This window comes from Prevotella brunnea (assembly GCF_008016795.1).
Lineage (GTDB): Bacteria > Bacteroidota > Bacteroidia > Bacteroidales > Bacteroidaceae > Prevotella > Prevotella brunnea.
On sequence record NZ_SDIK01000001.1, the window covers coordinates 1 to 23,052 of the forward strand.

General features: G+C 43.3%; 18 protein-coding genes and 1 pseudogene. 10 read left to right on the plus strand and 9 right to left on the minus strand.

All coding sequences use genetic code 11. The features are described from left to right. The 6 genes and pseudogenes from ETF27_RS11785 to ETF27_RS00030 form a co-directional block, all read right to left on the minus strand. Nucleotides 1-100 (minus strand): annotated as a pseudogene (locus ETF27_RS11785) (transposase); the annotation flags it as partial. Nucleotides 101-178: 78 nt separating this feature from the next. Next, nucleotides 179-2,689, minus strand: coding sequence for a fimbrillin family protein (locus tag ETF27_RS00010; protein WP_147785282.1), 2,511 nt, complete (start codon nt 2,687-2,689; stop codon nt 179-181). A gap of 149 nt (nt 2,690-2,838) precedes the next feature. Then, entirely contained in the window at nt 2,839-3,933 is a 1,095-nt protein-coding gene (locus tag ETF27_RS00015; RefSeq protein WP_147785283.1) for a fimbrillin family protein, read from the minus strand. Between the two features lie 221 nt (nt 3,934-4,154). Further along, nucleotides 4,155-5,174, minus strand: coding sequence for a DUF5119 domain-containing protein (locus ETF27_RS00020; protein ID WP_147785284.1), 1,020 nt, complete (start codon nt 5,172-5,174; stop codon nt 4,155-4,157). Further along, on the minus strand, nt 5,171-6,496 hold the full coding sequence (locus tag ETF27_RS00025; protein ID WP_240048081.1) for a DUF3575 domain-containing protein: 1,326 nt from the start codon (nt 6,494-6,496) through the stop codon (nt 5,171-5,173). Before ETF27_RS00025 ends, ETF27_RS00020 begins: the two co-directional genes overlap by 4 nt. 299 nt (nt 6,497-6,795) lie before the next feature. Beyond that, nucleotides 6,796-7,791: a tyrosine-type recombinase/integrase gene (locus ETF27_RS00030; RefSeq protein ID WP_147785285.1), complete on the minus strand. Its 996-nt coding sequence runs from the start codon at nt 7,789-7,791 to the stop codon at nt 6,796-6,798. 372 nt (nt 7,792-8,163) lie between these two features. On the opposite strand from ETF27_RS00030, the gene ETF27_RS00035 reads away from it, so the two are divergent. Both ETF27_RS00035 and ETF27_RS00040 read left to right on the plus strand, forming a co-directional pair. Continuing rightward, nucleotides 8,164-8,952, plus strand: coding sequence for an MBL fold metallo-hydrolase (locus tag ETF27_RS00035; RefSeq protein WP_147785286.1), 789 nt, complete (start codon nt 8,164-8,166; stop codon nt 8,950-8,952). A 63-nt stretch (nt 8,953-9,015) separates the two neighbouring features. Further along, nucleotides 9,016-9,654 carry a DUF4738 domain-containing protein gene (locus ETF27_RS00040; RefSeq protein WP_317131316.1) on the plus strand — a complete coding sequence of 213 codons (639 nt, stop codon included), beginning with the start codon at nt 9,016-9,018 and terminating at the stop codon, nt 9,652-9,654. A gap of 47 nt (nt 9,655-9,701) precedes the next feature. On the opposite strand, the gene ETF27_RS00045 is transcribed toward ETF27_RS00040, so the two are convergent. Both ETF27_RS00045 and ETF27_RS00050 read right to left on the minus strand, forming a co-directional pair. Next, nucleotides 9,702-10,301, minus strand: coding sequence for a LolA-like putative outer membrane lipoprotein chaperone (locus tag ETF27_RS00045; RefSeq protein WP_147785287.1), 600 nt, complete (start codon nt 10,299-10,301; stop codon nt 9,702-9,704). 20 nt (nt 10,302-10,321) lie between these two features. Then, the gene (locus ETF27_RS00050) at nt 10,322-12,754 is read right to left on the minus strand and encodes an FtsK/SpoIIIE family DNA translocase (RefSeq protein ID WP_147785288.1); all 2,433 of its coding nucleotides are present in this window, start codon (nt 12,752-12,754) and stop codon (nt 10,322-10,324) included. A 96-nt stretch (nt 12,755-12,850) separates the two neighbouring features. Here ETF27_RS00050 and ETF27_RS00055 point away from each other — a divergent pair, with 96 nt between their 5' ends. The 8 genes from ETF27_RS00055 to ETF27_RS00090 all read left to right on the plus strand — a co-directional run bounded on the left by ETF27_RS00055 (nt 12,851) and on the right by ETF27_RS00090 (nt 22,407). Next, the gene (locus ETF27_RS00055) at nt 12,851-13,498 is read left to right on the plus strand and encodes a 3'-5' exonuclease (protein WP_130828854.1); all 648 of its coding nucleotides are present in this window, start codon (nt 12,851-12,853) and stop codon (nt 13,496-13,498) included. Between the two features lie 5 nt (nt 13,499-13,503). Next, nucleotides 13,504-14,700 (plus strand): class I SAM-dependent rRNA methyltransferase, encoded by a 1,197-nt coding sequence (locus ETF27_RS00060; protein WP_130828856.1) that lies wholly within the window; start codon nt 13,504-13,506, stop codon nt 14,698-14,700. After that, entirely contained in the window at nt 14,690-16,072 is a 1,383-nt protein-coding gene (tilS, locus tag ETF27_RS00065; RefSeq protein WP_130828858.1) for a tRNA lysidine(34) synthetase TilS, read from the plus strand. Before ETF27_RS00060 ends, tilS begins: the two co-directional genes overlap by 11 nt. Nucleotides 16,073-16,564: 492 nt before the next feature. Then, a complete protein-coding gene (locus ETF27_RS00070; protein ID WP_147785289.1) occupies nt 16,565-17,347 on the plus strand; it encodes a TPM domain-containing protein in 783 nt (260 codons plus the stop codon). A gap of 40 nt (nt 17,348-17,387) precedes the next feature. Then, a complete protein-coding gene (locus ETF27_RS00075) occupies nt 17,388-17,972 on the plus strand; it encodes a LemA family protein (RefSeq protein WP_130828862.1) in 585 nt (194 codons plus the stop codon). Nucleotides 17,973-18,448: 476 nt separating this feature from the next. Continuing rightward, nucleotides 18,449-18,988 carry a beta-class carbonic anhydrase gene (locus ETF27_RS00080; protein ID WP_130828864.1) on the plus strand — a complete coding sequence of 180 codons (540 nt, stop codon included), beginning with the start codon at nt 18,449-18,451 and terminating at the stop codon, nt 18,986-18,988. A 209-nt stretch (nt 18,989-19,197) separates the two neighbouring features. Then, a complete protein-coding gene (gene pheT / locus ETF27_RS00085; RefSeq protein ID WP_130828866.1) occupies nt 19,198-21,666 on the plus strand; it encodes a phenylalanine--tRNA ligase subunit beta in 2,469 nt (822 codons plus the stop codon). Between the two features lie 12 nt (nt 21,667-21,678). After that, nucleotides 21,679-22,407, plus strand: a complete 729-nt coding sequence (locus tag ETF27_RS00090) for a YebC/PmpR family DNA-binding transcriptional regulator (protein ID WP_130828868.1) — start codon at nt 21,679-21,681, stop codon at nt 22,405-22,407. Nucleotides 22,408-22,668: 261 nt separating this feature from the next. Here the strand turns inward: ETF27_RS00090 and ETF27_RS00095 are convergent, their stop codons facing one another. Beyond that, a complete protein-coding gene (locus tag ETF27_RS00095) occupies nt 22,669-22,971 on the minus strand; it encodes a hypothetical protein (RefSeq protein WP_240048082.1) in 303 nt (100 codons plus the stop codon). Between the last annotated feature and the right edge of the window lie 81 nt (nt 22,972-23,052).

Below are 23,052 nucleotides of genomic sequence, written 5' to 3' on the forward strand. Positions count from 1 at the left end.
CGCTGTCGAACAACTCTCGTTCATGATACATCAGTGAGTTCATGATTAATGACTGAAGGGTAACAAAACCCTCGCTGCTGCTTGTGTAATTCGAAAGAATTTCCTAAATTTGCGAATGTGTAAGTTTCATTTTTTTCTTTTTTATGGTTTACAAATACAAAGATAAGAAAAAAGGAGCTTACACACTTTTATAGGACAGTACCGTGGTGTGAAACTCGGATGGGTTATATGTCTCTTTACCGGTCGTGGAGAATCCGGTAAAAGTTAGATGTCGCGGCAGGCTAAAGCCTATGGGACTGGGATCGTATATCGTTTTAACAACCGGAATATCAACCCACATTTTCAGCTCTACTGATGAATTTTTAACACCACTAAAATCTCTATTTACGTTCCAAAGATTCACGTATTGCTTATCCATAGATTCATTTGTACAATACACTCCGGGCTTTTTGATGCAGGAAGTGATACACGCGTTTCCAAGCGAGAATTCCTCTGTTGGAAGATTTTCGGAATGTTTTTTACCTGTGGCATCATACCAGTATTTGGTATCACCCACACCTAAAGCTCCCGGGAAAGGGTCTTTACGTCCCCATTGGTAGAGGGTGTTGTTGCCGATGTAAGTGATGGTGTTTCCCAACTGATTTAAAGTTATGGTCTGCTCCTTCGTGTAATTGTAGCCGGAAGGAGGCGATTGGCGGAAGCGAATCATGACTTTGCGCGCCGCATAGGAATCCTTTGTTCCGCTGCACCAACCGATAGGTTGCGACATTATGACACGCTTATTGCCCTGATAATTGGTAAGAGTCTTCAGTCCCGTTCCCAATTTATAATCCGTTACCCAAATCTGCCAACTCCACATCACGTTGTTCGCCGCATCGCGCACAGCCACCACTGCGTTGCCCTGCCGGATGGAAGCTCGCTCCACGCTGAATGTAATGAAGTGCTTGTCGGCGGAGAGTTTCACGTTGCTCACGAGATTCTTCGCATCTTGCCATACCAGTGTGGCATTTGCCGGAGTGCAGCTGGCATTGTTGTAAATGTAAGGGTTGGTAATGTCTTTTCCCAAATGATTGATAAACGTCTTCAGTACGATCGTACCGGTTTTAGAACTGGTGTAAGCTGAAGTGTTCGCAGTTCCGTTCTTCACGGCATTACCATAAACCAAGGGCAATCGGTAGGTACCCGATGCGTTGATAATATAACAATTCGCCGTATTCTGAACCGCATTAGCACCTGAAGCATTGGAAAGGTTCCAGTTGGTTTTAGCAGTTGCGTTGCGCAATGCCACAGTGTGCGTGTCCTTCGGATCGGGTATAAGAGTTTGTCGTGCTACGGTAGCGTTATACGAAGTTTCGGTTGTGCCTCCCTGTCCTCCTCCGGTGAACGCAGTGAGCCATGACGGTTTTGTTTTGCTCCATGTTGTTCCCCCATTGGTAGAATACTCTGTCGTCCATGCCACGGGGACAGTCTTTGTAACTCCGCCACCTGCTACTGTGGCATAGCTCGTTACCTTGTAGGGCTTTGTGCCTCCCTGATAAGTATAGTTGGCTGGGGGTGTAACTATCAGCGTGGGCGCGACGGCGATACTGCTCGTTGATATGCGATAGGTTACGGTTTTTCCCATACCCCATGTGGTATTGGCAATACTTGCCGTGAGTGTTCGTTCCGCTCCCGAGAGTTTATCAACGTATTTAACCTCTATGCTCGCTCCCACAGGCAATTTTTGTGGTATCATCATAAACGTGCCCTCTTTCGGCGTAATAGGCTGTCCTGCCACGTTAGGCACGGAGGGGGACACGTTCAGCGTCTGACTGAAGTTCCTTACGTTAGTGTAACCGCTCCATGTTGCTTCTCCTATCCGGTGAACGGCAGTGCCGTACACGCCCTTGAAAGTAATGCTCTTCACTGTGCCGGGTCTCATGGCATCGCCTGTTTCAAAGCGCACCGCGGTGAGCGCATGGCGAAACCGAAGCGGTGCCGCCATTTTGCTATTTCCGGCAAGATTGGTAACGGAAGCCGTAAGCAGGTCGGTCTGCTGCTTCGCATCATTGGGTACGGTGTAGCGGAATGTTGGCGCGCCCGGCGAATTGGTGTTTGTGGTCAGGCTCACGCCGGGGCAGTGATGGGGTGCGTAGGCGAAGAAGGCCATCTTCCATTGTGCTCCCGGCCAGGGCTGATTGGTGTTCCATCCGTTCGACTTCGAAATCTGCAAATCGAAGAAATAACCGGGATTGTCCGTCCCATCCCAACTCTTATCTTTGGGGTAGGCGGAGGCGAAAGCAGTAGCGTTCGAATACATTGTGGCACTGGTCACGGGAGTGGCGCGCGTGCCGGGAACCGTTGTGCTATCGTCGGACAGCTCGGTGACATTCTGCCCATCATCCGTGCCGAACCCATCCGTGATGATGGTGTGCAGGTAGAGTGGCTTTCCCTCGTCAGAGGTTGCACCTTTGACGTTTGAAACTGTCAGCCCCATGAGCTTGCCCGTCTGTCCGAAGCTCGAGCGAGTCTTGGAGTTATAACCATTGTCAGGCACACTGACTGAAAAGTCGATGGATGTGCCGTTGCCGTTTCCCTCTCCCAAATCATCGGAACAAGAAACTGCGACACCTACCATACCTGCCGTCAGCAAGCTCATCAAGACGGCGTTTAAGGCTTTATCAATTGAGATAAAAATCTTTCTTCTCATGTTGCTTCTGTTTTTTATTGTTATGTTCTCAGTTTGTGCAATTGTGTGGGTGTCGGGGGACAGAGGGGTTGCGCCCTCCCTGTCCGCTTTCGGGGCAGTCCAACCCCCGACACCCTATAGAAATTCGTGATGTAACTTCTTGAGAAAGTTTAGAGATCCTTATTGATAGGAGTTTCGTTCACCCAATCATCAACCGTTACGGTAAACTTGATGGCACCACCCAAGACATCATCACCACCGGGACCCGGTGTCGGATCTACGGGATCGGGGTTGTCCGGGTTGGTTGGATCCGGGTCGATGTTGCCGGCACCGTCTTTGAAGTTCACCACGAGAGTGTACTTCTTACCCGGCAGCAACTGCAAGTCGAGGGGGATGGCGATGTAAGCATACTTGCCTGCCGTCTTTGGATAAAGCTGTACCAAGTCGCTGCCATCCTTCTTATAGATGCGTACGAGGACACTGAGGTAAGCTCCGTCCTTGCTTGCGGTCTTGTTCCAAGGAGTCAATTTCTGCGGTATCACCATGAAGTTGCTCTTTGTGATGTTCTTTGCCGTATTCGTCAGCGTTACAGCGGCGTCGAGGTCGGAGTAACAGCTCTTTGCCATTGTTGGGTTTTTCCAGCTCTGACTGGGAAGCGTACCCGGTAAAACAGAAACGGGGAAGATGAAGTCTGCCTGAGAGTTGAAGTAGCCCAACTTCACGCCCAACACCTCAATCTTAAATTCGTCAGGTTTGGCGTTCTTTGCGTGAATTTCAATTTGCGTGAGGGCATGCTTGAAGTTCAAGGCGATACCCGTCTTCTCGTTGGCAGCTTTCGTACCGGCGTTGTAAGCCACTACAAGGTCTTTTTGGTTCGCAGCCTGAGTTTCCACCGTAAAACCGTTGATGGTCTGTGCGGCCGGTGTTATGCTGACGGTACCAACGCCGCTTGTTGGTGCGTAAGCAAAGAATTTCAGTGCACCGGTAGCGGGCCAATATTGGTTGCCTACGGTCTCCCATACGCTTCCGTTCTTGTTTACCTGCCAGTTGGTGAAGTAGTTGGTTGATGCTCCTTCAACAAAGCCGGTCACATTGAAAGAGCTGAGATTGGCTACTGTTGTTGGCACGGCACGAGTTATGCCGTTGATGGACGGACGGAATTTAATGGCACTGCCATTATCTACCCCTTCCGTGGCATCCTGCGAACACGAAGCCAAAGCCAGCATTCCTGCTGCTGCGGCGAAAAATAATAGATTCTTTTTCATGTCTTGAAATGTTTTAAATTGATAAATAAATAGATTAACTCTGATTGAATTGATGATGAATTAATAATACAGCCACATCACATGCTTCTTATTTTCTGTAATTCGTAATTCGTAATTCGTTCTTTGTTCTTTCTTTGTTTGTTATTCTTTGTTCTTCCGACGGCTTTTAAGTCCCTCGACATTCTGATTCGCATTGAAGTGGCATAACGCCTTTTTCTCGTTTAGAGGTCGATATCCACTTCTTCTCCAATCCAATCGCCCACGGTGGGGTTGAAAGCACCCCCGTTGTCAATGGGTTGAGGAAGGTTCAGTCCGCTGATGAGGATATGCACATTCCTCGGGTCGGGAGCCTCGTTCACCTGCTTGCTCACATCGAAAGAATAGAAGTGCTTGCTGCCATCGGTGAGGATGACGTAGAGCACAAGTGTGTGTATCTTGTTCGATGACAAGGAGGAACCGAAGCCATAGGTCTGTCCCATGATGGTTTGCGACTTCTCATAAGCCTGTGCCTCGAAGGGGATGGTGGTGCGCAACGCGGAACGCTTGGCGGTGGCGGGGAAGTAGTTGCCTGACAGACCGGAGAGCGACAGACTCTGTGCGGAGACATACTTCACATTCGTGACGTTCCGAATTTCAACGGTGTAGGTGGTGGTTACCTCTTCGGGATAGAACACAAGGGTTTGCGGAGCTGCCACGCCATTATTGCCGGTGGTTGGAGGAAACACCTGTACGTGTATGTCTCGCCCCATCCACACGCGGTTGGCAGCCAATGCCACCGCTTCGTTGTTGGGATTTGCCTCCTTGGGGTTCACGTTAAAGCCCAGCGGTTCCAAGAGGAAAGAAGGGCGCGTGTAAGCCTCTAAAGTCTCGTAACCCTCTGCGCCGCGCAGCAGCACATCGGAAACATCGTTGTTCACGAAGAGTGCACGGTAGTTGCCATAGGGAATGTCAGCCGTGCCTCCGGTTGCGGTGCCGAAGTCGTAGCGAATCATCTCGCCACCATTCTCCGGGAAGAGATAGAGTGCCATGCCTTTTGCAGTGGCACCGGGAGCCTTGCTCCAGTCGAAGACTACGTTCACCTTGGCAAAACCGGCATCCGGCTCGTAGAGGTCTTTATGATTGCAGGAGGACAACAGTCCGGTGAGGAACACGAAGATAAAAGTGAACTGGGCTGTCACGGCAATGCCGGAAGCCAGCGAGCCAAGAGAATTGACGAAAATTCGGGTGGATTTGCTTTTCATTGTTTGCCTCCTTTCTTACTGTTTGTATTGTCGTGTCCGAGCAACCATACCAAGGTTATCTCCGCTTTCGTCGGACCGAACCAATGGCGGTTTTTCGTTGCCTGCCAAATGTAGAAATTGTCTTTTGGGATGTATTCGTAGTACGTACCGCCGAGATAACCTACGCCGAGTGTCATGTCGAGATTCAGGCGATAGCCGATGGGGGCGGAGTAGCCATAGGCGATGCCACCGCCGTAGTGGGGCTTTTCCCAAAGTGAGCCTCCGGGCTTGCCACCCATATAACCCTTACCGCCCCACTCAAAGTCGTAGGTGAGGAGTTGCCCATAGAGACCGATGTGATGACCGGTGAGTGGCTTCTTGCCATAGCTCAACCAGCGACGCACCTCAAGGTCGCCCCCATAGATGCGGTGGTAGCGATGGCTTTTGTCACTCTTCCACCAAGCGTACATCCAGTTGCCGGCAACCGACCAACCACGACCGAGATAGAACTCAACGCCGATGTTGGGCACTGCCACGGCATAGTAGAGCAGGTTTGCCTTCAACCCCATGTAGAACGGCTTGGCGGTGCTCTTCACTTCTTCCACTTCCGGAACGACCGTCGGCACCTCTTTTATCTGCTCCTTTTCCTTTACCTCTATTTTTATCTCCGGTTTGCCTTGCGGCATGATATAGACCGTGTCCTTCTTGACCACCTCGGTGCGTTTCTCTACAACTTTTTGCTCGTCTTTCTCGTACCAGATTTGCAGCGTAGAGGCACGCAGGTCGGGGAAGTAGCGGTTCTCGAGATAACGCCAAACGCGTCCGCCTTCCATGTCCATGAGGTGCTTCTTGCGACCATCGACAATTCGTCTCTTTCGGGTTACCCACTCGGGAGTGAATTGCAACTCGAAAAGCACCGCATCGCGATAGGGCATGTAAACATCAGCACGGACGAGGCGTTCCAACCCCTCCCAGTCGGCACCCTTGGGTACGGTGTACGACCATGCCACATCGCGGAGCATATAGTTGCGTACCAATCGGCGGATGGCTTCCGCCCTGCGTTCCGACAGCCGCATGTTCAGCATGTCGCCACCTTCGGGGGAGGCTCCTGCCGTAATGCGCAAGCCGAGAATGTGGCGCGTGGTGTCTTGAACCAAGGTTAAGAACCGTTCCGTGAAGGCGCGGATGCGTACCGCGTTCTCCCGGAAAAGCGGGTCGAGGCGAGCATCACCCTGACGGAAGTAAACGCGCACGGAATCTGTTCCGCCACGCGCTCCCGGAGCCTGACCATAGGCGAAGCCCATCACAGTCAGGAATAGGAATAGAGATAAAAGTCTTTTCATGACATACATATTTATCTGTGTTATGTTTTATGCCCAGAAGTAAGCTCTCAAGGCAGCATTTTATAAGCTTAAATTTGATTACCTCTTGGCAAGAGGTGTGCAAAGTGAGGTTTTCGACAAAGTTTTCCGATAGAAAAAGAATGGGAAATCAGCACAAAATACGCCATAGCAGACAGTTGTACCAAAGTGCAGTAAACAGCTCTTCGGAGCTTGCTGATTTGTTAAAAATGAACATAATTGTAATTTTCTATAAAAAACATTTGTATATGTTACAAAAAATGCTTAGTTTTGCACCAAATTCAATGATAATTACACCTCTTGCCAAGAGGCGTGCGAAAAATCCCTTTCAAAAGTTTCTTATTTTCTCTTGCAACTCTGTCATCGGTGAGTTCGTTTACGTACACGAGTGTGGTGCGAGGATTGCTGTGTCCGAGTGCTTTGGAAATGACCGATAGCGATACGTTTTGAGCGTAGGCGTAGCTTGCCCATGAGTGGCGGGCAACATAAGAGGTAAGGCTTGTTTTGATGCCTGCCACCTTGGAGAGATGTTTCAAGTCTCGGTTGTAGCTGTTTAAGGCTGTGTTGTAATCAATGGGAAAGATTTTTCCGTTTTTCACCTTATATAATATAGGAAACAGGTAATCCGTGCCGGCAACTGCATATCGCTTCATAATATGGAGCATACAAGGCTCTATCCGAACCGTAACGCGTTTTCCCGTCTTCCGCCGGGAATAGACGAGCAGTGAGTCGCAGATGTTGCACTTCCTCAGGTAAGCCATATCCGTGAATGGCATCCCCATGGCATAGAACGAGAACAAGAACAAGTCGCGCGTCAGCTGCAGGCGCGAACCCGCCGGAAGACACAGTGATTGCAACAGACGCACGTTCGTGATGTCCATGCCGCGTTTGACGGTGGCTACGTTCCCCGTAAAAGCTTTTTTGAACGGATTGACGTTTCCTACCAATCTTCGTTCCGCCGCCTTGTTGTAGATGGCTCGGAGCGAACGGAGATAGCAAGAGGACGTGTTGAAACTCACGCCATTGTCGTGAAGCCAGCGTTCGTATTCCAGCACCGTGGCGACACTGACGGACGACATACACCGGTCTTTTCCCTTGTTGAAACGACGGAACGAGCGCAATGCCGTTCTGTAGTTCTCGGCAGTGGAACAACTCAGTCCCTCAACGGCAGAGGGAAGAAAGGTGGAGAAAGTGGGGGCAACGCGCCGTTTTCCACCCTTACGTGCACGTTTCTTGTTATCAAACAACCCCAAAACCAAAGTTAAAATATCATACATAGGGATATATTATCAAAGAGCTCTTTGGCCGGCAGCGGAAAACTGCGCAACCCTTATCTCTATTTTAACGAACCATTGTATCAAAATATAGAAAAATTACATGACAAAAACAGCATTAAAAGTGATTTTTGTAACAGGCTAATAACCAGGATGATATAAATCGTGATTTAAAAGCTAAGCTTTTGCACTTCAAAACATGACCTATTGCATTGCAAAAGGTAAGCTTTCAGAAAGTGAAAGGTAAACTTTGTATGGGTAGATTGAAAATTATTTAAGACACTATTGCCATGTAGCACGCAAATCGGAGGAATAAGCCAAGCGAAAATTTTGTCATATTGAAATGTTTTAGTACTTTTGCGTAAAAATTTTTCAATGCTTAAGTTTTTATCAATAGGAAGTGGTAGTAGTGGGAATTGCTATCTTTTATATACCGAGACCGATTGTTTAATGATAGATTGTGGCGTAGGTGTCAGAACCATGAAAAAGCATTTCAATAGTTATGGGCTGCAATTATCCATGGTGCGGCATATTATTCTTACGCATGATCATACCGACCATGTTAAATCTGTGGGCTCGCTGAGTCGAAAATTGATGGTTCCGGTTTTTTCTACTTCGCTTGTTCATCAAGGAATTAAACGTCAAGCATTGGAGCCATCCATGATAAAACTTATTGAAAAGGGGAAACCTAAGAAGATTGGCGAATTTGAAGTAACTCCCTTCAACGTACCTCATGACAGCAAAGATTGTGTTGGCTACTATGTAAAACATGAACAAGTTGCTTTTACTATTGTAACGGATTGTGGGCATGTTACGGAGGAAATAAAAAACTACATTGCTCGTGCGAATTATCTTGTCATTGAAGCAAATCATGAAACCGAGAAACTGTTAGCCGGACCCTATCCTCAATATCTTAAAGAGCGAATCAGCAGCGAAAATGGCCATTTGAGTAATCGTGATTGCGCTTTTGCCATTGTTGAAAATGCCACTACCAATCTTCGAAATGTCTGGCTTTGTCATTTAAGCGATGAAAATAATCATCCGGAACTTGCGCGTAAGACTATAGAAACAATATTAAATGATAGCGGACTGCGCCCGGGTAAGGATTTTGGATTGGAAGTACTGAAACGAAAATCTCCAAGTGAGGTCTATAACCTTGTTTGATTCTACTTTATCGCTTTCTGCAAAATAAATTTATTGTGATTATTAAAGAAGAATTGCAAGCTTGTGGAAGAAAAGTGTTACATTTGCATTGAATTATTTATAATTATGAAACGAAATATTTTGCCCACTCTCTTTTTAGGGATTTTAGCCTTGATGTTTTTCTCGTGCAAGAAAGAAAAACAAACAGATGTAATCATAACCAAGATTGCGCCCAAACCCCAAGTTTCTTATAAACCCCAGCAATTATCCAATTTTGAATATAAGAAAGACATAGAATGGATGGGAAACACTTTTACGATAATAATTCATAGATATGCGGATAAGAGTCTGCCAATGATTTCAAATGAAGACGGAAGAAAATTTTATGATAACAAGATTGATTTGAAAATCATTAGAAAAAATGGAAGCACTTTCTTTAGTCGCACCTTTTCAAAGAGTGATTTTAAAACCTACACGAGCAGTAAATACGCAAAGCATTGGATTCTCGCCGGATTTATGTTTGACAAAGTGGAGGGTAACTATATTAAATTTGGAGTCAGTATCGGAGATCCTGACCCAAACAGCGATGAGTTTATTCCCATAGATGTCGCAATTAATAATCTTGGTACCGTGCATATAACAAATGCCGGGCAACTCGATACCGATGATTATCAACATAATTCCAAAACAGAACTTGAGGCTTCTGAGGAAGAGGGAATTTAGTTTTTTTCTCTAAAGAAGTTTATTCACTGTCTGTTCAAGAATAACCTTTATCTCAAGTCTATAACTTCCGCGCCTTTTGTCTCTTTAGCATTATATCTGAAAAGATTATCTGATTGGTTGATGGCTTTGAAATTACTGATTTTTATGGTTATCCATTTACCACCTTGCAACATCTTAATCTGTTGCGGTTGATACCGTTTGGTAATCGTAATATAAAGTTCTTGTACACTACGGGCAGGGTGAATGGCTTTTAAATGTATCTGATAGTTTGCGCCTGTCTTCATAGATAGGTTATAACCATTTTTGTAAATTGAAAGAAAGGCATATGGATTCATCGACAATCGCTGTGCTTCGTTAGGTGTGGAAATATTTACTTCGTTGGTGCCTTTCATGTATGCCCATTGCGTTTTTCCATCATACCACACAGTAGATTGAGGTGTAACAGCCTTAAATTTATTGCCTTTAATCGCGATGGTTCCGGAGATATTGCCATAGTGCTGACTGTTAATGGCAAAGTTTGCTGCAGCTCCTCCTTTTCTGCCAACAATAGCAGCAGTTTTATCTAAAACGGATTTGGCATTTTGTGCAAATAAACTCGTGCACAATAATAGCCCTAATGTGATAAATAGTATTTTTCTTGTTTTCATTATTTTGTACATTAAAAAATTTATCTACCATGAAGTCTGGACAACAGAGTTTCCAAACTTGTCTCGTCTCCTATCAGTACTTCTCTTGGTTTGGAACCTTGAGCTGACCCAACTATTCCGGCTTTTTCCATCTGATCCATTAGTCTGCCTGCTCTGTTATAACCAATTGAAAAACGACGTTGTATCATGCTGGTGGAACCTTGTTGGTTGAGCACTATAGCTCTTGCAGCTTCTTCAAACAGTGGATCCATATTTTGTGAATCAAAACCATCTCCACCCGTTATTCCATCTTCAGAAATTGGCTCCGGAATCTCCAATGGTTGTATTGGACCGGGCTGTGAAGCTATGAATTTGGATATATTTTCCACCTCGGGTGTATCCACAAACGCACACTGAACACGGGTGGGCTCTCCGCCATTTAAGTACAACATATCTCCTCGTCCAACCAATTGTTGCGCTCCCGGTCGGTCAAGTATAATTCTTGAGTCCATCATCGCACCAACGCGGAAAGCAATCCTTCCCGGGAAGTTGGCTTTGATATTACCGGTGATAATTGTAGTAGTAGGGCGTTGAGTTGCGATAATCATGTGAATGCCTACAGCACGTGCCAATTGAGCAATACGAGTAATGGGCATTTCAATCTCCTTTCCTGCTGTTAGGATTAAATCGCCGAACTCATCGATAATAACAGCTATATAGGGCATGAAGTGATGCCCTTCTTCCGGGTTGAGTCTGCGAGTGAGGAATTTCTTGTTATACTCTTTGATATTTCTTGCTCCCGCAGCTTTCAGCATGTCGTAGCGTTCGTCCATGAGCACACAAAGACCTTTAAGTGTCTTAACCACTTTTTGCACATCTGTGATGATAGGTTCTTCCTCATTTTCTTCAACCGCAGCCATGAACGGTTTGGCGATGGGAGCATAGATACTGAATTCCACTTTCTTGGGGTCAACAAGAACTATTTTTAATTCGTTGGGATGTTTCTTGTAGAGTAGGGAAGTGATGATAGCGTTCAGACCCACTGACTTTCCTTGTCCCGTGGCGCCGGCTACAAGAAGATGTGGTATTTTGGCAAGATCCACCATAAACACATCGTTGGTTATAGTTTTTCCTAACGCTATGGGCAGCTCCATGGTAGAATCTTGAAACTTCTTTGAGTTAAGAATGGAGTACATGGACACAATAGATGGTTTTGCGTTAGGAACTTCTATTCCAATTGTTCCTTTTCCGGGCATCGGTGCGATGATACGGATGCCGATAGCTGCCAAACTCAAGGCGATGTCGTCCTCAAGGTTTTTTATCTTGGATATTCTGATTCCTTGCGCCGGTGTTATTTCATAGAGTGTAATTGAAGGGCCAACGGTGGCTCTAATACTTCGGATTTGAACCCCGAAATCATCCAACACTTTAATAATTCTATTCTTATTCGCTTCAAGCTCTTCTTTGTCCACATAGCTGATTTGAGCATCGGAGTCATAGTTTTTCAACAAGTTCAACGTTGGGTACTTCCAATGCAAAAAAGGTTCGTGAGGATTGATGGGGGTTGATAAGTCCGCTTGCCCGGCAACCGTCTTTCCCACAGCTTCTTCTTCTTTTTTCGTGTCTTGAATCTGAAGCCCTACTTCTGTGTCTTTTTCCGTAACATCCGACTTCTTTTTAGAAGTTATTTCTCTTTTATCGTCTTGAGGGATGTCGTCATCTAAAAACTCCACCGTTTGCGGAAGCGGATCAATGAAGTTGGCTTTTGCTTTCTCCGGGTTAGAGTCATCTTCTTTGCGCTCTGTCTCCGTAGGATGATTAACAATGGTAAATTTTACTCTATCTCGTATGTAGCCAACGGGGTTCAACAGCTTGCGGACGATAATTATGGTTTCTGATGTCAGATAAGTAAGAAAAGCCACCATAATGATGATAAGGAGGGCTATGAGTCCGGGAGAGCCGATTATATTTTCCAAGTATTGAACACAAAAAGCACCATGATCTCCTCCCGGATTAAAAATCTGTTCGCCCATGACCGGCGTTAAGAATTTAGCAAATGTAACCGAACTCCAAATCATGATAATTGCCATAGCGAAAAACCATTTCCATAAGTTGGTTTTTTCATAAGCTTTTATCATTTTAACGCTGCAAATTATGATAAAAAGCGGAATGATAAAAGCCGGTATTCCGAAACATTTTGAGATGAGATAATAAGATAATATGGCACCGATGGAACCACAGGAGTTTTGGAATTCCTGTCCACTGTTTTCAATTTCTCCCGGGCGTAAGGCAGTAACCAAGCTCTGGTCAGCACTCCCTGTGGAGAAATAGCTTATAAAAGCGATGCAAATAAACGCCGCAAAGCATAGAAGGATAAGCCCGAATACGAAACTTGTTTTATCGTTGATGATATAATTGATGCCGATTGCTTCACTAAATGTCTTAGGTTTGCGCTCAGTTTTCTTTCTTACCATTATTATGTATATTTTACTGCAAAAGTAGCAATTTTAAGCCATAAAAAGGTAAAATATCCGAAGTTTTTTCTACTTTTGCAATTGAAAACATAATTCATGCTGACAAAGATATACAGTAAGTTCAATAAAAAACTCATACCTGCGCTTCCAAGGGTTGTCTTCCCGGGGAGGATAATAGTCATATCTGCCGAGCCGGAAGCGAAGAAAGCCGTGGATTATCTAATGGCACAAAATATTTTGGGGATTGACACGGAGACACGTCCTGTATTTAAAAAAGGTAAGCATAATAAGGTCGCGCTCTTTCAAGTGAGTACTCACCAAGTTTGCTTCCTTTTCCGGTTAAACCGATTAGGCTTATCCCCTTGTCTCATCCGTTTGCTGGAGGATACTAAAGTGCTGAAGATAGGCCTGTCGCTTGATGATGATTTTTTAATGTTGAGACAACGAGGGGAATTTAAAAAAGGGAAGTTTGTAGATCTCCAAGATATAGTCCATGAGTTTGGAATAGAAGATTTAAGTTTGCAAAAACTTTACGCTAATTTGTTCCATCAACGCATTTCAAAAAGAGAGCAGCTGACCAATTGGGAAAATAAAACCTTAACAGAAAAGCAACAGTTGTATGCGGCAACAGATGCTTGGGCATGTATAAAAATATATGAGCGATTGAAGGAATTGGCATCCACGCAAGACTATGAAACGCTATCCGAGGGGGAAACGTTAAATTTTAATCTCGCAAACCAATAAAGAATATGTATAAAAAGATATATCTGAAGAAAGGAAAAGAAGAGAGTCTCCATCGTTATCATCCGTGGATTTTTTCAGGAGCGGTGGCACGAAAAGCCGAAGATATTGAAGAGGGTGAAATTGTGCGAGTGCTTACGAGTCATGATGAGTTTATCGCCATTGGTCATTATCAGATAGGTTCCATTGCTATACGAGTATTATCCTTTGAAGATATCACCATTGACGCTCGATTTTGGGAAGAACGAATCAGGACAGCCTTGGAAGTGCGTAAGGCTATTGGGGTTATCAAGTCCGCCAATGCTCCCGAATTGCAAAATACAACCTATCGTTTGGTACATGGCGAGGGGGACAATCTTCCCGGACTTATTGTGGATGTTTATGGCAAAACTTGTGTGGTTCAAGCTCATTCCGTTGGCATGCACATTAACCGAAAAGAGGTCGCTGATGCCATCATAAAAGTTTTTGGTATACAGATAGATAGCATTTATTATAAAAGTGAGACTACACTTCCATATAAAGCCAATTTGCAGCAAGAGGATGGATTCTTATATGGAAGAACAGACAACAATATTGCCATAGAAAACGGATTAAAATTCAAGATAGACTGGCTGAAAGGGCAGAAGACCGGTTTTTTTATAGATCAGCGGAATAACAGAAGGTTGCTTGAGTTCTATGCCAAGAATAGAACCGTATTGAATATGTTCTGTTACACAGGAGGTTTTTCGGTCTATGCCATGCGTGGAGGGGCAAAATTGGTTCATTCTGTGGATAGCTCGGCAAAAGCAATAGAACTTACAAATGAAAACATAAATCTAAATTTCCCCAACGATTTGCGGCATACGGCTTATTGTGCGGATGCTTTCAAATATCTGGACGAGAATAATGGAAAGTACGATTTACTGGTGCTTGATCCGCCGGCATTCGCGAAACATCGTTCCGCGCTGCGCAACGGATTACGTGGCTACATACGTTTAAATCTCAAAGGGCTTGAGAAGATCAAACATGGTGGCATTTTATTTACATTTAGTTGTTCGCAAGTTGTCACTAAGGAACAGTTTAGGCAAGCTGTCTTTACTGCTGCCACACAGGCAGGTAGGAGGGTTCGCATACTACATCAACTTCATCAGCCGGCAGACCATCCCATCAATATCTATCATCTTGAGGGGGAGTACCTCAAAGGCTTAGTATTGTATGTTGAGTAAAGTTCGTGAGTATATAACATCCTTTCAGCTATTAGATAAAGAGAAACTTTATCTTGTCGCTTTGTCTGGTGGAGCCGACAGCGTGGCACTTTTATATGTCTTGCATCAACTTGGCTACCGATTGGAAATAGTTCATTGTAATTTTCGGTTAAGAGGAGAGGAAAGTTATCGGGACGAAGCGTTTTGCAAAATTTTAGCTCAGAAACTCAATCTTCCGTTCCATGTAATTCATTTTGAAACAGCTTTATATGCCGAAACTCATAAAGTAAGTGTTGAGATGGCTGCGCGCGATTTGCGTTACAGATATTTTGCCAATTTACTTCAAGACATTGGGGCTTCCGGTGTTTGCGTTGCCCATCATCGGGAAGATTCAGTCGAAACGATATTGCTGAACATCATCCGCGGTACGGGGATAAAAGGACTGGTGGGAATAAGACCAAAGCAGGGAGTCATCATTCGCCCATTATTAAACTGCACAAGACATGAAATCGAAACTTTCCTAAGAAAAAATCACCAAGACTTTGTTACCGACAGCACCAATTTCAACGTTGATTTCAAACGCAACAAGGTAAGGAATGTTCTCATGCCCTTATTAGAAGAGATGAACCCATCAGTAACTTCAGCTTTGTTGAAATTGTCTTCTTTTTCCATTGATGCCAATCGAATCGTGGAAGAGTCTATAAGTAATTATTTAAGCAAAGTAATTAAAGGAGACGAAGACGACTTGCATTGCTTTCTGCAATCCTTGCGGTATCCCAACTTGCTATCGAAGCCTGTTCATCTTGCTATTAATTCGATTGAAGAGTTTTGTTCACCTGATTATTTGCTTTATTATATCTTTTCGCCTTTTGGCTTTACCCCTTCGCAGATAGAACAAATTTCCCAATCATTAGGCACGCAACCGGGTAAGCATTGGCAATCGGAAAGCCATGAGTTGTTGATAGACAGGCATGAAATAATCGTATCCCCTCTTATTTTGCCTTTTGAGAAAGAGATGAAAATTCCGGAGATGGGAACCTATATCTATTCCAAAGGTACTGTACTGAAAGTGAAAGCGGCGGAGCTTGAAGAAGGCTTTGAACTCCCCGATGGACTCTTGGAAATTGCAATTGACAGGGATAAGATAGAATTTCCGCTACTATTGCGTCCATGGAAGAAAGGAGATCGATTCGTGCCTTTTGGCATGAATGGTACCAAACTCGTCAGTGATTTTCTTACTGATATCAAGATGAATGTCTTTGAAAAACGCCGTCAGCTTGTGCTTTGCGACGCAAAAGCTCGTATCGTCTGGGTTGTTGGACAGAGATTGGATAATCGGTATCGATTGACAGTCCAAACACGTACCATACTCATTATTAGATGCAAGCATTAGTATGAGTTATTGCGTAGGGATTGTGAAGTAATTTCTTGCTTTTTTCGGTGATTATTTCCAATAGTCTCCTAAACACTTTTTCGAAAACTCACGAAACATCGCATAAATCATAAGGCGTGATGTGTTTTCTTTCAATCATATATGGCGTGTACCTCCAATTCATATTCAGGTGGTGGTAAACAGACGCTTGACAGCGAACATTCGACCTGCCCGGCATCATGAAATTATATTACAAAAAATGTATTGGGAAGATACTTCGTAATCTATTGATAATCAGGATGATATTAATTGCGATTTAAAAGCTTAGCTTTTACATTCCAATTCATGACCTTTTGCAGTGTAAAAGATAAGCTTTTGGAAAGTGAAAGCTAAGCTTTGGGTGGATGAATGAAGAAAATTTAGGACACTATTGGATTATTTCAATATTTTCTTCTTTTAGTGCCTTTTGTGTCGTACCTTTGCAGTGGACTTTCATTTTACATCCTCATGTATATGTCGAGAGCAAAAATTTTAGTGATTCTATTGTTAGGTTTGGCGAGTCAGTTTCTTCAGGCGAAGGAGTGGTCTGCCAATGATATTCCCATGGTTCATTTGAAAGATGCTCGAAAGTATGTTTGCGATCCTGAGGGGATTATGTCCCCGGATATGAAAGATTCCACCGACTTCTATATTCACCAATTGGAAAAGGAAACGGGAATACAGACTGTTTACGTCATTGTGTCGCGCGTCTTGAATGGAGATGTATTTCGTGTCGCGCAAGATATTGGCAATCGTCAAGGGGTTGGAGATAAGAAAACCAACAGAGGTTTGGTCGTGGTCGTGTCTGTTGATGATAAAAAATATTTCATTGCACCGGGTGAAGGCTTAGAAGCCGACTTAACCGACCTTGAATGTGATTTAATAGGTCGTGAATGTATTGTCAAAAATATGCGACAAGATAATGCTGACAGGGCGTTGCTCTCTACTGCCAAGACTATTTATTTTAAATTCAAGACAGGCAAGATACTCCTTCAAGACACGGATGATGCCGATGGCTCTGATGCTTATGCCATTGTGGTTATCATCATTGTTGCAGGTTGGCTGATTTGGGCTTTCTATGGAAAGAACAATGGAGGAAAGGGCGGACCACATGGAAGAGGAGGCGGTGGCTTTGGTCCGATGATATGGGGCAACCCCGGGCATCTTAACGACAGACATTTTGGAGGAGGCTTCTCCGGCGGAGGTAGCTTCGGTGGTGGTAGCTTTGGCGGTGGTGGTGCCGGTGGTGGGTGGTAGGTTGTGTTTCCATTAGAGAATAACTTAATTTAAAATCAATATGAAAAATAAAACATTATTAATTGTTATTGGAGTTGTCTTGATTATAGGGCTTTGGCTCTTCTCTGGCTATAATGGCATGGTGGATAAGGAAGAATCTGCCACTACGGCTTTGAGCAACATTGAAGCTGCCTATCAAAGAAGAGCAGACATGATGCCTCAATTGGCAAAAATCGTCAAAGCCTATGCCAAACATGAAAAAGAAACATTCGAGGCTGTTACAAAGGCGCGCAACGCTGCCACTCAAATCCATTTGGATGCCAATAATCTTACACCGGAAAGCATACAAAAGTTTGAGACGGCACAGTCTCAACTTGCTCAAGCTTTCTCCCGACTAATCGCAGTGGCAGAGTCCTATCCTGAACTAAAGGCCAATGCGAATTTCCTCGCTTTACAAAAACAGGAGGAAGGAACGGAAAATCGTATCAATGAAGCTCGCAGGAAATATAATGAATCGGTGCAGGATTATAACCGTACCATCCGACATTTTCCGAACAGCCTGATCGCCCATTTGTTTGGATTTGATAAAATGGTAAAGTTTCAATCAGCGAAAGGCGCCGAGAAAGCCCCCGATTTGGATATCTAACAAGTCTTTTTGAATCATTGTTCGAATCCGGTTTCATAAACAGGATTTTTGAGATTTACAATCTTTTGAATATCAGTATCTTACATTTAGCAGAGTAGAACCTTAGCTTTTGCGTATCAAAAGCTAAGGTTTCAGATGCTAAGTGTTATGTATATCATGTTCGATTGAATAATTCTTTCGATTTCTCATTTCTTCCATTTATTTCAAACATTTGTTTCAGAAGGAGGAATCGTCAAGGTTATCGCGTTGGAAAAACTATGATTTCGAATTACTAATTCAATTATTTTTATGAGATTGATTTTGAGGTACGATGTGCAAAATTAAACTTATAGCTCATTTTGCAGGCTGAAAGTGTTATGCCATTCGATCCGAGAGAGGTATATCTATTAAAAACTAAAGTTTTAGATTTATTTTACTCTGAAATCTAATTTTAAAGAAAATTTTTATACTTTTGAGTCCAAAAGATATATACCACTATGATAGAAGAAATATTGAAATACAATATTCGGTTTGTGGAACAAAAAGAATATGAAAATTATGCCACATCAGGGCAACCAAACAGAAAATTAGCAGTGTTGAGTTGCATGGATACTCGTCTTACCGAGCTACTCCCCAAAGCCATGGGATTGAAAAACGGTGATGCAAAGTTTATTAAAGTGGTTGGCGGTACCATGCTCTCTCTCTACGACTCAGTTATGCGGTCATTATTAGTGGCTGTATATGAATTGGAGTGTAAGGAGATTATGGTGGTTCACCATTCCGATTGTGGACTCTGTCGGATGAAAGCCCAACACTTTATAGACCTTATGAAACAGGAAGGTATCAGCGATGAGTCTCTACAAAAGGCTGCCAAACACGTAAACCTTGAAAGGTTTTTCAGTGGGTTCGATGATGTAGAAGAAGATGTAAAACTCACGGTAAACACTATTAAATGCCATCCACTGATGCCACGAGGGTTTACGGTGAGAGGATTTATCATCGACTCGCACACAGGCAAACTGTCAGAAGTGCTGTAAAACAGGCATACGCAACTGTCTTTAGAAAAATCGACTGTAAGTTCCAAAACGAAGTGCAATTGCAAGTTCCAAAACGAAGTGCAATAAAAGAGTACCCCCCCCCTCAGTTCATAAAAACCGACCATTGATTTGGGCATCCTGAGAATATTTCGTAACTTTGCACGTTGTTTTATGCAATCAAGCAATTCTGACAAAAATAATTTTTAAATATGAATATTTCTTATAGGTGGCTTAAACAATATGTGGATTTTTCACTCACACCGCAAGAGTTGGCAGAAGCATTGACTTCAACCGGCTTGGAGGTTGAGCGAGTTGAAGAAGTTGAAACGATTCGTGGCGGATTGAAAGGACTGTACGTAGGAAAAGTGCTTACGTGTGAGAAGCACCCCAATTCCGATCATCTGCACATTACGATGGTAGATCTTGGTAAGGAAAAACCACAGCAAATAGTTTGCGGAGCACCAAACGTTGCAGCCGGTCAGAAAGTTATTGTCGCTGATGTGGGTTGCACACTTTATGAAGGAGATAAAAGTTTCACCATAAAGAAAAGCCGGTTACGAGGGGTTGAAAGTTTCGGAATGATATGTGCTGAAGATGAAATAGGTGTTGGCACTAATCATGCCGGCATTATCGTTTTACCTGATGAAGCTAATATTGGAACTCCGGTAGCTGAGTACTATAACTTGGAAAGCGACTGGCTCATCGAAATAGATATTACTGCCAATAGAGCTGATGCGCTTAGTCATTATGGCGTTGCGCGCGATTTGTTCGCGTGGTTGAAACAGAATGGTTACAAGACATCTCTTCATAGACCCGATTGTAATGAGTTTAAGGTGGATAACCATAATCTTGAAATTGATGTAAAGATTGAAAACAATGAGGCTTGTAAGAGGTATGCTTGCTTGAGTGTTACAGACTGTAACGTAAAAGAAAGTCCACAATGGTTAAAGGATAAGTTGAATGTTATTGGTATTCGTCCTATTAATAATATTGTTGATATAACTAATTATGTCATGATGGCATACGGTCAGCCCATGCATTGCTTTGATGCTGATATGGTTACCGGAAATCAAATTATCGTAAAGGACAACAATGAGGGGAAACAATTTATCACTCTTGATGGTGAAGAGCATATCCTTGGCGCACATGACCTTGCCATCTGCAATGCAGAGGAACCAATGTGCATAGCGGGAGTGTTTGGAGGTAAAGGTAGTGGAACATACGACACTACTAAAAATGTTGTTCTTGAAAGTGCTTATTTTCATCCGACATGGATTCGCAAGAGTGCACGGCGACACGGTTTGTCTACTGATGCTAGTTTTCGTTTTGAAAGAGGTATCGACCCCGATGGCGTGATTTACGCGTTAAAACAGGCAGCCATTCTTTGTAAGGAATTGGCAGGAGGAAAAATAAGCATGGAGATACGCGATGAATATCCAACGAAAATACATGCATTCTCGGTACGTTTGGACTATGAGTATGCCGATCGACTGATAGGTAAGCAACTTGGTGCTGAAACTATCAAGAGCATCCTTGAAAGTTTGGAAATGAAAATAGAAAGCGAAGACGCTTTAGGACTTGATATCAAAGTGCCTCCCTACCGTGTGGATGTATGGCGAGCATGTGATGTCGTGGAAGATGTTTTACGTATTTACGGATATAATAATGTGGAAATTCCCTCAACGTTAAAGTCTTCGCTAACGATTGCCGAAGAGGCTGATAAGAATTATCATAAAGAAAATGCGATAAGTGAGCAGCTTGTCGGTTCCGGATTTAATGAAATATTGAATAATTCATTAACGGCAACGTCCTATTATGAAGCCAATGACTTGAAAGAATATCAATGGTCCAATACCGTTAAGGTGATGAATCCGTTATCCGGTGATTTGGGCGTGATGCGCCAAACACTTCTTTTCGGAGGCTTGGAAAGCATTCGGAGAAACGTAAACAGAAAATCAAATAATCTGCGATTCTTTGAATTTGGTAATGTCTATACCTACGATAAGGAAAAATGGAGTGCGGACAACCCTATAAAGGCTTATAATCAGAACTACCAGTTGGGGTTATGGATTACAGGAAAACATGTGGAAGGCTCATGGACGCATGCTAACGAGGATGCTTCTTTTTATGAACTAAAAGCATATGTAGAAAATATTTTTAGGAGATTGGGCGTAGCAAGGAATATGTTAGTTGTGAAAACATCTGCCAATAATATTTTTGCTAAAGGCTTGACTTTAGAAACACGTTCCGGAAAGAAACTTGTAGAGATGGGTGTCTTATGCAAGAAAGTTTTATGTAAGATAGAAATTGAACAACCGGTTTATTACGCGGAACTGAATTGGTCAGGATTGATGAAGACTATTCGTAAAAACAAGGTAGAATTTACCGAAATCTCCAAATATCCAAGTGTTAGTCGCGATTTGGCACTCTTGCTGGATAAGCATATAGAATTTGCTCAAATAGAAGAGATAGCTCGTCAGAGCGAGAAGAAACTTCTAAAAAAGGTTGAGCTTTTTGACGTTTATGAAGGTAAGAATTTACCGGAAGGGAAGAAGAGCTATGCTGTTAATTTTGTGCTTCAAGATGAGACTAAGACATTAAATGATAAGGCTATTGATGCTATCATGCAGAAATTAATTAAAAATCTAACAAATAAACTCGGAGCAGAGCTCCGTTAATACAACATTCCAATGGGAAGAGCATTTGAATATCGTAAAGCAACTAAGTTGAAAAGATGGGGTCACATGGCCCGCACATTTACAAAATTAGGTAAGGAAATACAAATTGCCGTAAAGGCAGGCGGTCCCGAACCTGAAATGAACCCACGCTTGCGCGCAATCATTGCTACTTGCAAACGTGAAAATATGCCGAAGGATAATATACAGCGCGCTATTAAGAACGCAATGGGAAAGGATACCAGCGATTACAAAGCAGTACCCTATGAAGGATATGGACCGCATGGTATTGCCATATTTGTAGATACGCTGACCGATAATACTACCAGAACGGTTGGAGATGTTCGTTCGGTCTTCAACAAGTTCAACGGCACCCTCGGCACCCAAGGGTCTTTAGCCTTCTTATTTGACCATAAAGCAGTCTTCAGCTTCAAAATGAAGGAGGAGCTTGATATGGATGAGCTTATACTTGACTTGATAGATTATGGCGTTGATGACGAATATGACATTGACGATGAAGAGGGCGAAATTACAATTTACGGTGAGCCAACGAGTTTTGGAGAAATTCAGAAGCATTTGGAAGACTCAGGGTTTGAAATCACGTCAGCAGAATTCACTCGCATTCCCAACGACTTGAAAGAGGTAACGACCGAAGAACGAGAAACCATCGATAAAATGGTTGAAAGACTTGAAGATTTTGATGACGTTCAGAACGTTTATACCAATATGAAGCCGGAAGAATGAAAAAATCCTAACTGATAAGATTTAAGTTCTTTGATAAATATGTGATAGTGGGTATGGTATCCTAAAACGTGCCATACCCCAATGGGTTCTGAATGATTTTGCAAGCCCCCATGCAAAGTTGCATCAAATCATGAGACTTTACGTAGTCGTCCCTTGAAAAGTAAATTATTGCTGTCCGCTAAAACCAAAAGAGCATAAATATTCCGCCCGAAGTCCTTTTAATTGGTACTTCGGGCTTGTTTTTCAAAAAGTAAGCCCCCTCTAATCAAACAGACTTGGTTCGGGAGGTGTTTCTTTCGCCTCCTGAACCATTTTTGCCCAATCTTTTTCAGGTTCTTCAAGAAAAGTATGGCAGTTTACGTAATACATAAGCATGATTCTTACCATTGCAGCCAATCCCGAGAAGCTCCATGAACGTTTGATACGCTTCTGTATGACCATCAGAAGGAGATTGGCTGTCAGGGTTACCCGGATTTGTGTCTTGATGGCGTTGGCACTCTCTCCATAGAAGTATCTTAAATGATGAAAGAGAAAAACTGACAGGAACGATACTACTTTTTTCAATATAAGTTATAGCCTTTTTCATACAATGATATTAGCTTCTTTTAAAAACGATAGTACTTTTTGGGCAAAACGAGACCTCTT